Source organism: Brucella sp. NBRC 14130, from assembly GCF_040371715.1.
Lineage (GTDB): Bacteria > Pseudomonadota > Alphaproteobacteria > Rhizobiales > Rhizobiaceae > Brucella > Brucella intermedia.
Genome location: NZ_BAABTE010000035.1, coordinates 1 through 9,473 on the forward strand (window position 1 = coordinate 1; position 9,473 = coordinate 9,473).

Genomic DNA, 9,473 nt, shown 5'->3' on the forward strand with positions numbered 1-9,473 from the left:
CGGTGACCATGATCCGGGGTGCACAGCCCTGTGCAGAGAGAAGCTTGCGCATGAAGCGCTTGGCGGCCTTGGTATTACGGCGTTTCTGGACCAGAACATCCAAAACAAAACCATCCTGATCAACTGCGCGCCAAAGAATGTGATGCTCACTTTTGATAGATATTACACATTCATCCAGGTGCCATTTATCGCCAAGCCGCGGTGTGCGGCGACGGATATTACTGGCATAAGCACGTCCGAATTTCTCCGCCCATTCGTACACGGTCTTATATGTGACGAAGATGCCACGATAAGCCAGCATGTCTTCAACCATGCGAAAGCTTAGCGGAAAGCGGAAATACAACCACACCCGCCTCTGCAATAATCTCAGATGGATAACGATGGCGGCGGTAAAGCGAAGAACGAGGTTCGGTCATCACCCGTTATCGCAACTGATGTTTACACTTAGGTTAAGGTAACAGTGCCTACCAGACGAAAATATAATGACCATAGCCGCAAGAATTAACCTGTACATTGAAGTCCTCCTACGATCAAATACACCGGATAAAGGCCAGAACCGCAGGATGGTTCCGGGCCTTGTCAATGTATCCATGGAAACGACAACTTCCCTTCTGGCAAACGTTCGGGACGCTAACAGACCCTATATTTTTATTACTGTGCCAGCCTGACCGGAAAGGAGCGCTGCCGCATCTTCCAGCCGTCCTATCCCGGCTATGCGACCGGGATGAGAAGCAAAGGCGCAAGCCGCTTCGACTTTGGGGCCCATGGAACCAGAAGCAAACTTTTGCGTCGACAGTTCAATCGGCGTCGCCCTGCTGATCGGAAGCTGGTCCGGCGTTCCCCAGTTGCTATAGACAGCGTCCACGTCTGTGAGCATCAGGAAAGCGTCGGCATTGAGTTCTTCTGCGAGAAGCCCTGCCGCCCGGTCCTTATCAATCACCGCTTCGATGCCTTCAATTTCCTCCTGCTCGTTACGAATAACCGGAATACCGCCACCGCCCGCGCAGATGACGACAACGCCAGCTTCAACCAGAAGTTGGATGACTTGGATCTGAGTGATACGTTGGGGACGCGGCGACGGCACCACGCGCCGCCATTTTCCCTCGCTCTCTTCGATGAGCACCCAGTCATGTTCCGCCCGGACACGATCGGCATCTGCCTTGTCGTAGACGGGACCGATGGGTTTTTCCGGATGGGAAAAGGCCGGGTCGTCACTATTCACCTCAATCTGGGTCAAGAGCGTGGCGAGCCGCATTTGCGTGGGCAAGGCATTGGTCAGTTCCTGCTCCACCAGATAGCCGATCATACCGACGCTTTCGGCCCCCAGAATATCGAGCGGATAAGCTGGGACATCCGCATAAGCGGAAGCCTGGAGCGCCAGAAGCCCGACTTGCGGACCGTTGCCATGTGCAACCACGATATCATGGTTACGCGCAAGCTTAGCCAGCGCCTTTGCGGCTTTCCGTACATTGGCGCGCTGAACTTCGGCGGTCATCGGCTCACCGCGTTTTAAAAGCGCATTACCTCCCAGAGCCACAACGATCCGCATATCAGCTTCCCAATGTTGCCACGAGTATTGCCTTGATTGTGTGCATGCGGTTTTCCGCCTGATCGAAGACAATGGAAGCGTTTGATTCGAAGACCGCCTCGCTCACCTCCATGCAGTCGATACCGAATTTCTCAAATATCTTCTCTCCGATCTCCGTCTCGCGATTATGGAAGGCTGGAAGACAATGCATGAATTTTACATGTGCATTGCCAGCCGCCGCCATGATCTCCGGCGTTACACGGTAGGGCGTCAGCAGTTCGATACGTTCTGCCCATACCGAATCCGGCTCGCCCATCGATACCCAGACATCCGTATAGATAAAATCACATCCCTTGACGGCGGCTACGGGGTCTTCGGTGAGTGTAATGCGCGCACCGGTCTGAAGCGCGATTTCCTGACAGCGGTCGATCAGTTCCTGTTCTGGCCAACAGGCTTTCGGTGCGGCAAGGCGCACATCCATGCCGATCTGTGCCGCCCCTGTCAGGAGTGAATTGCCCATATTGTTGCCGGCATCGCCGAGGAAGGCGAAGGTGACTTGCGACAGGTGTTTGCGGGTATATTCGCGCATGGTAAGAAAGTCGGCGAGAATCTGGGTCGGATGAAATTCATCTGTCAGACCATTATAAACCGGCACACCCGACCATTTCGCCAGAATCTCCGCCTGTTCCTGCCCGAAGCCGCGATATTCGATAGCGTCGTAGACACGACCAAGCACGCGGGCTGTGTCTTTCATGGATTCCTTCTTACCTATCTGGGTACCGGTGGGCCCCAGATAGGTAACATGTGCACCCTGGTCATAGGCGGCGACCTCGAACCCGGTACGCGTGCGAGTGGAGTCTTTTTCGAAGATCAGCGCAATGTTCTTGCCTTTCAGCCTTTGATCTTCATAACCGCCATATTTGGCCTGTTTCAACGAGGCCGAGAGCTTTAGCAGGAACCGGATGTCATCCGGCGTGAAATCGAGCAACTTCAGGACGCTACGGCCCTTGATATTGACTGGCATTTTCGTCTCCTCAAACTGGATCGCGTATTAATGGACAGGTCATGCAGTGGCCGCCGCCTCGCCCGCGCCCGAGTTCTGCACCGGGCACGGTGATGACCTCGACGCCTGCCTTGCGCAATTGTGTATTGGTGTAGGTATTGCGGTCATAGGCAATGACCACACCCGGCTCCAGTGCAACGACATTGTTGCCGTCATCCCACTGCTCGCGCTCGGCGACGTAAGCATCACCACCCGTTTCAACAACGCGCAACTTCTTCAGTCCCAGCGCTTCAGCAACGACCTCGGTAAGCTTGCGTCCTTCCGCCCTGACGTCTATTTCATCTTTTGTCTTGCCCGGACGGATCGAATAAGGCTCGATCTTTTCTGCAACATCGGCAAAGAGCGTCACGAGATCACGATCGCAAAAGCTGAACACAGTGTCCAGGTGCATGGATGAACGCTCTACAGGCAGCTTGCAGGCGATCACATGCTCAGCCCCCCCCTTCTGAAACAATGCGCGCGCCAGTTGCCCCACCGCCTGCGGCGTGCTCCTCTCACCCATACCGACAAGAACAATGCCGTTTCCAAGTGGCATGACATCTCCACCCTCCAATGTGGCAAGCCCATAATCCGTATCGGGATCACCCCACCAGACCGGGAAGCCCGCATCGCGGAAATCCGGATGGAAACGATAGATGGCCGTGATATTGACTGTTTCCAGCTTGCGTGCATTCCAACGCATCGGGTTGAGCGTGACACCACCACCGATCCAGCAAGTTGTATCGCGAGTAAACAAATGATTAGGCAGAGGTGGCAGGACGAAATCCTCCGGACGCAATGTTGGCGCGAAAAGCCCACGTCCCTTGATTGGCAGTTCGGCTTTACTCAAGCCGCCCATCAGGATCAGCGACAAGGCATCGGCGTCAATCTCCATGAGGTGGGCTCGCAAATCGTCAGCCAGACCAACGCCTACGGTATTCTCGTTGACACGACGCTCCAGAAGCCAGCGCCGGGCCTCGGCATCCTGCATCGTCTCTGCCAGCATCTCTCGCAGAAAGACGACATCCACGCCACGATGTCGCATGGCGTCGACAAAGGTGAGATGTTCGACACGGGCCTGCTTGACCCAGATGACATCATCGAAAAGCAACTCATGACAGTTCGACGGCGTTAAGCGGGCAAGTGCCGAGCCCGGACGATGGACGAGGACACGGCGCAGTTTGCCAACTTCGGAATGAACACCATAGGTCAAGCTCATATCGTAATCTCCTTCAAGCAAGCAGAACCGCGGCGCTCAGGCACGCCATGATGATAATGGTCAGGATCAAAAGCAGCGGCCACATGAAGCGCAACCAGCGTTCATAGGGGACGCGACCAATTGCCAGTGCACCCATTACGACCGCAAAAGTCGGATTGATCAGGTTCACGAGCCCGTTTGCAGACTGATAGGCGGTGACCACAAACTGGCGGCCAACGCCGGCGAAATCTGCCACAGGTGCCATGATCGGCATGGAAAGGACCGCCAGACCGGACGAAGACGGCACGAAGAAGGACATAAGTACCTGAAGCCAGTACATCACGTTGATGAAGGCCACCTTACCCAACCCGGAGACGGAAAGCTCCGCCCAGTGCAGGATGGTATCTGTGATCTTGCCAGCGTCCATGACCACGACGATGCCGCGCGCCAGGCCAATGATCAGCGCCACGCCAAGCAGGTCGCGTGCACCGTTGACGAAACTGTCGACAAAACTTGCCTCACCAGGGCGTGTGATAAAGCCGATCAGGATGGCTGAAGCGAGGAACAACCCGCTCATTTCCCCCATCCACCAGCCGCCTTTCAACACGCCCCAGATCATGACGACAAAGGTGACACCAAAAACCGTGAGTACGATCTTGTGCAAAAGTGTAAAGTTAGCCTTTTCACCTTCATGCGCACTTAGAAAGTGCTTTTCGTTAGCCGCCTTCATGTCATAGACAAGCGATTTTGTAGGATCTTGCCGCACCCGTTCGGCATAGCGCATCACGTAGATCACACAGGCCAGCCAGCAAAGTCCCAATATGATGCAGCGCAATACGAGGCCGTTAGTGAAAGGTACGCCCGCAGCATCCGAGGCAATGACCGTAGCAAATGCATTGACTGTCGAACCAAGAACGCCGACGCCTGCACCAAGCAAAATGACAGCGACCGCAGTTACTGCATCGAAACGCGCCGCTATCATGATTGGAAGCAAAAGCATATAGAAGGCAAGCGTTTCCTCTGCCATGCCATAGGTTGTACCGCCGAAGGCGAACAGTGCCATAAGCACAGGGATTAGCCATTTCTCTCGCCCCTTGAGCGCAACCATGGCGCTGCCAATGCCAGCATCAATCGCGCCAGTGGAGGTGACGACACCAATAAAACCACCAATAATGAGAACGAACACCGCCACATCAATGGCGTTGGCCTGATTGGTCGAAGGATTATAAAGCCCTCCGATCGGTGCCATGAATATATCTGTAATACCTTGCGGATTGGATTCAGCGACCTTGTAAGTCCCAGCAATAGGAACTTCCTTGTTCAAAGCCGCATTCATGGTTCGCTCGTACTGGCCAGCTGGAATGATCCAGGTCAGCGCCGCAACAATGACAATGAGGCCAAAAAGAATGGTGAATGCGGTAGGAAAACGAAATCGTTTTCCATCGCCGTCTTGTGCGATGTCACTCATGCATTAATCCCGCTCTCTTTCAATGCAACCGACCTGAGTTTATGGGTTGCAAGATAAGCCGCATTGATTTCAATCAAGAAGCATCAAGTATAGAAAAATATCACTCGGATAGTTCTGGTTCCAGATGCTGTCGAAGTCTTGTGTGGAATAGCCCCCTAATTGCCCGGACAGTTTCTGCCACTTAAATAAGTGATAGGACTACTGTTCACATTATGACTGGTAATAGCATTAAGATGGAAATTCTTTCCGGCCCTGAGCGGCGTCGACGTTGGAGTACAGCGGAGAAGCTTGTGATTGTCCACGAAACCTACGAGGCGGACGCGACGGTCAGTCTGGTCGCCCGTCGTCATGGCATTGCGCCTAACCAGTTATTCGCGTGGCGCAAACTTGCATCGCAGGGTGCCTTGGTTGCCACCGCAGCCGAAGAGGAGGTTGTCCCTGCCTCGGAATACCGGGCGCTTCAGGCTCAGGTGAAGGAGTTACAGCGCCTGCTGGGCAAGAAGACGATGGAAGGGGAAATTCTCAAGGAGGCCCTCGAAATCGCCAACGGCCCAAAAAAACGACTGCTGCACTCAATCTCGCTGCCCAAGGACGTTTTGCGATGAAGGCGCTATGCGAGACGTTAGGCGTTGCCCGGTCGAATATCGCTGCACGCGCCACAGGCACCCTTTCCAGAGCCCGAGGGAGACCTCCGCTTCCCGACGCTGATCTGGTTGCTCAGATCAAGGCGGTCATTGAAGAAATGTCGACCTATGGCTATCGGCGCGTTCATGCCATTCTGCGGCGCAAGGCCCGTGAACAGGGCTGTTCATGGCCGAACGCCAAACGTGTTTATCGCGTGATGAAGCGGCATGATCTGCTCCTTCAGCGCCATACCGGAGCTGCCGGTGAACGCAGACACGACGGGCAAGTCACCGTCGAGCGCTCCAATACCAGATGGTGTTCCGATGGCTTCGAGATCACGTGCGACAACAAGGAAAAGGTCCGCGTTGCATTTGCGCTCGACTGCTGTGATCGGGAAGCAATCGCTCATGTGGCCACGACAGAAGGCATCAAGGGCGAAGATGTGCAGGATCTTGTCATCACGGCGGTAGAAAACCGCTTCGGGCGCATCAATATGCTGGCAGAGCCCATCCAGTGGCTTACCGACAATGGTTCATGCTTCATTGCGAAAAACACCGCGTCTCTGCTCCGGGATATCGGTATGGAACAGTGCAGAACACCAGTGCGCAGCCCGCAGTCAAATGGAATGGCTGAGGCTTTCGTCAAAACATTCAAGCGCGATTATGTCCGGATAAATCCGACGCCAGACGCCGAAACCGTCATGGCTCAACTGCCATTATGGTTCGAGCACTATAACAATCTTCACCCGCACAAGGCTTTAGGATATCAATCTCCACGAGAGTTCCTGAGCCGAAATGCTCAATCCTGAAAATGTCCGGTTTTTAAGGGGCAACTCCATTGTGTGAGGTGTTCGCCGAAGCGAAAAACCGGAGCCTGCCTCGAAAGTTATACCCCATCACATCAAAACCCGATATACTTCACTAGTCTGATCTTCTCATCTCTACCCCAAATGGATAGTGGGGTTTCGCACGATGTTAGTGATTAGATTTATGGAGCCATCCACCTTGAGAATAAGACACAATATTAACTCTTCAGGTCATCGAAATGAGTTCTGAAAAAACGAATGTTATAAGCCTTGACGCGTCGACTGTGGTCAGGAAAACACTATTCAATGAACTCTCTGGAGCGATCGCATTCTCGCAATGCAATGGTGTTGATAAAACCATTCCCCAGAACGTTACCATAGCTCGAGAGGGTGACAAAATCGGTCGGATTTACATGGTGAATGAGGGCTTATTAAGAGCTTTCAGAGTCTTGCCCGACGGTCGGCGGCAGATAACACACTTCATATTCCCAAGAGAACTAATAGGGATTATCGACGATGAACACTATTCATCGACAATTGAAACCATCGTAACAAGCAATATTACCTCCCTATCTAAAATTAAATTCCAGGAGTGTATCGTTAGAGATGAAAGAATTAAGCAATATTCTCACGCCGAGACAAAGGATTCGTTAAGGAAGGCGAACTTTATTCAACTCATACTGGGTCGGCTGGCACCAGTCGAAAAATTATCATGCTTTATCATTCTTCTCGCTCAACGGTCCCCCAACAGAGGCTTCGTTCATATTCCTATGCCAAGACAGGATATCGCCGACTTCTTAGGTTTGACTGTTGAAACCGTGAGTAGAAGTTTCACGAGACTGCGCAATCTTGGCCTCATCACCTCGCGGGATCATAGCTGCATAGAGATACTCTCGCTATCTGCGCTACATCAGGTGGCAGGTGTGAATTTGTCTTGATCAGATAGTTTGGTTTGAAAACTTGGAAAAAGCTATTGCCTTTCAGGATTCCCAATGGGTTTGAAGTATAAACAGAATGTATCTTTTAATGAGATGTCAAGGCCGATAAATTGTTTCATGGTTGCTTCCTGTTTGATGCTGGGCCTGGTGCCCAGTCGTAAGCCAGTATTTCATCTTATCGGGAAGCAACCACCTTTCCAATGAGAAGCAAAACAAACGCGCGATCACACTATGTAATCGGAAGACGGTCGATGTCGAAATCACTAATCCCGACCTTGTTCGATTGATTATTCAAAATGCTTCCCGGGTTGTGCTTCAGCTCGCGCGAACATCGTTTTCTACCGCATTGCGAACAACTCTTGATGGAACCGTTTCGCGACCGGTAGGCCCTGCGCCTCAAAATCTCGGCGTAATGACTCTCCGAAACCTGCCGGACCGCAGAACCAGATACTGGCCTCACGCCAATCTGGTACGGCAGCCCGAATGCGATCGCCGGTCAAGAATCCGTCGCGCGAGTCTACCAGGATATGTAGCCGGATGCCGGCAGCCAGCGCATCGGCCTTCAGCTTATTGATAGCGTTCTCGTCGTAATCGGTCGTGGTGTGAAATAGATCGATCAGCTTGTGTGGCGCATCTGGATTTGTAATCCGCTCTTGCGCCAGATGTTTCATGCCGGCAATGAAGGGCGTGATGCCAATACCGCCACCGATCCAGATCTGGCGTAGTTGGCCGTTGTCAAAATCAAAACAGCCATATGGGCCCTCGAGTTTTACAACCTGCCCGACCTTTAACTTCTCGTACAGGCGGTCGGTGTGATCGCCCAGTTCCTTGGTGATGAAGGTGATATGTTTATCTTCTTTATTCCACGCGGAAGCTATCGTGTAAGGGTGTGCTCCTTCTGAACTGTCCGATGTCGCGAATGCGAACTGGCCCGACTTGTGACCTGGCCAGCCTTGTGGGACGTCGATTTCGACCTCAAGTGTCCGTACGCCGGGATAGTAGTGAATTGATGATATCTCGCCCAGAACCTGCTGTTTCCCAGCCACACGTCGCAGAAGTACTTTCACTGCCGCAAAGGTGCCTGAAGCCAAAAGCAATGCCATCACGATGCCGATGGGTGAAAGCCAATATCTGAACGTCATCAGCACTACGGTATGGAAAACGAGCACCAGATAGACGACGGCCAAAAGCCGGTGTGTCTTGTAAAAAAGCCGGTAGGGAAAATACTTGACCAGAGCCAGAACGATCAGCAGAGCTGCTATATAAAATGCCCATTCACCCAGATCTTCTGCAGATCCGCGCAAGCCCAATAAAAACTGCTCGACCGGGTTTTCCAGCGGCGGTCTCGTCCCGCGTACCGGGCGCTCAATCAAGCCCCAGCCAACAGCCCATTTCGGTCCCTTGCCCCACAGCCAGTGAATAGACGAGACGATGAGAACCGCAATGCCTAGCCATTTGTGTAGGCGGTACATCTTATCAAGTCCGCCGAACCACCGCTCCGGCCAGCGGGGGCGAAGTGCCAAAACCATGGCTACGCTCATAGAAGCCATGGCGATAATTCCGCTGTACTGGACCATGGTCCCACGAAGCGCGAAGAAAGTTGTCGTCTCATACACGTGAGGTTCTTCAATCAGCCACAGGACGGTCAAAACTAAAAAAATGCCCCAGAATGTGAACTTGATATGTTGCACGACTGAATACCTTAGTGGTTCGAAATGCCAGCATATGGCGCAAAAGCCGGATGGCGTCACGACACGAAAGTGGTGAATCTGTCCGACTTTTGAGAACGTATGAAGAACTCACGCCGGCTTGACGGTAGATGCGGGGGATTTTTCGGCTTTGAGGGCCTCGTAGAGCGCGGTCTTTCCGA

The 9,473-nt window shown here is 52.9% G+C and carries 7 protein-coding genes and 1 pseudogene; 2 read left to right on the plus strand and 6 right to left on the minus strand.

What is annotated here, in order from left to right:
• From ABWW28_RS26850 to ABWW28_RS26870, 5 genes and pseudogenes are all read right to left on the minus strand, one after another.
• Positions 1–416: pseudogene (locus ABWW28_RS26850) on the minus strand (IS6 family transposase); the annotation flags it as partial.
• Positions 417–640: 224 nt separating this feature from the next.
• Positions 641–1,549, minus strand: a complete 909-nt coding sequence (gene arcC / locus ABWW28_RS26855) for a carbamate kinase (protein WP_176588526.1) — start codon at positions 1,547–1,549, stop codon at positions 641–643.
• A gap of 1 nt (position 1,550) precedes the next feature.
• Positions 1,551–2,552, minus strand: a complete 1,002-nt coding sequence (gene argF / locus ABWW28_RS26860) for an ornithine carbamoyltransferase (protein ID WP_176588527.1) — start codon at positions 2,550–2,552, stop codon at positions 1,551–1,553.
• Between the two features lie 10 nt (positions 2,553–2,562).
• A complete protein-coding gene (gene arcA / locus ABWW28_RS26865; protein ID WP_094513852.1) occupies positions 2,563–3,789 on the minus strand; it encodes an arginine deiminase in 1,227 nt (408 codons plus the stop codon).
• Between the two features lie 13 nt (positions 3,790–3,802).
• Positions 3,803–5,236, minus strand: coding sequence for a YfcC family protein (locus ABWW28_RS26870; protein WP_011983031.1), 1,434 nt, complete (start codon positions 5,234–5,236; stop codon positions 3,803–3,805).
• Between the two features lie 212 nt (positions 5,237–5,448).
• Between ABWW28_RS26870 and ABWW28_RS26875 the strand changes: the two genes are divergently transcribed.
• A protein-coding gene (locus ABWW28_RS26875) for an IS3 family transposase (protein ID WP_176588528.1) occupies positions 5,449–6,668 on the plus strand; the annotation gives its coding sequence in 2 pieces (ribosomal slippage) (positions 5,449–5,785 and positions 5,785–6,668; 1,221 coding nt in all).
• 236 nt (positions 6,669–6,904) lie between these two features.
• Positions 6,905–7,603, plus strand: a complete 699-nt coding sequence (locus ABWW28_RS26880) for a Crp/Fnr family transcriptional regulator (RefSeq protein ID WP_176588529.1) — start codon at positions 6,905–6,907, stop codon at positions 7,601–7,603.
• 338 nt (positions 7,604–7,941) lie between these two features.
• Here ABWW28_RS26880 and ABWW28_RS26885 read toward each other — a convergent pair whose 3' ends face one another.
• Complete coding sequence (locus tag ABWW28_RS26885; protein ID WP_176588530.1) at positions 7,942–9,294, minus strand: ferric reductase-like transmembrane domain-containing protein; 1,353 nt, start codon at positions 9,292–9,294, stop codon at positions 7,942–7,944.
• Positions 9,295–9,473: the final 179 nt, after the last annotated feature.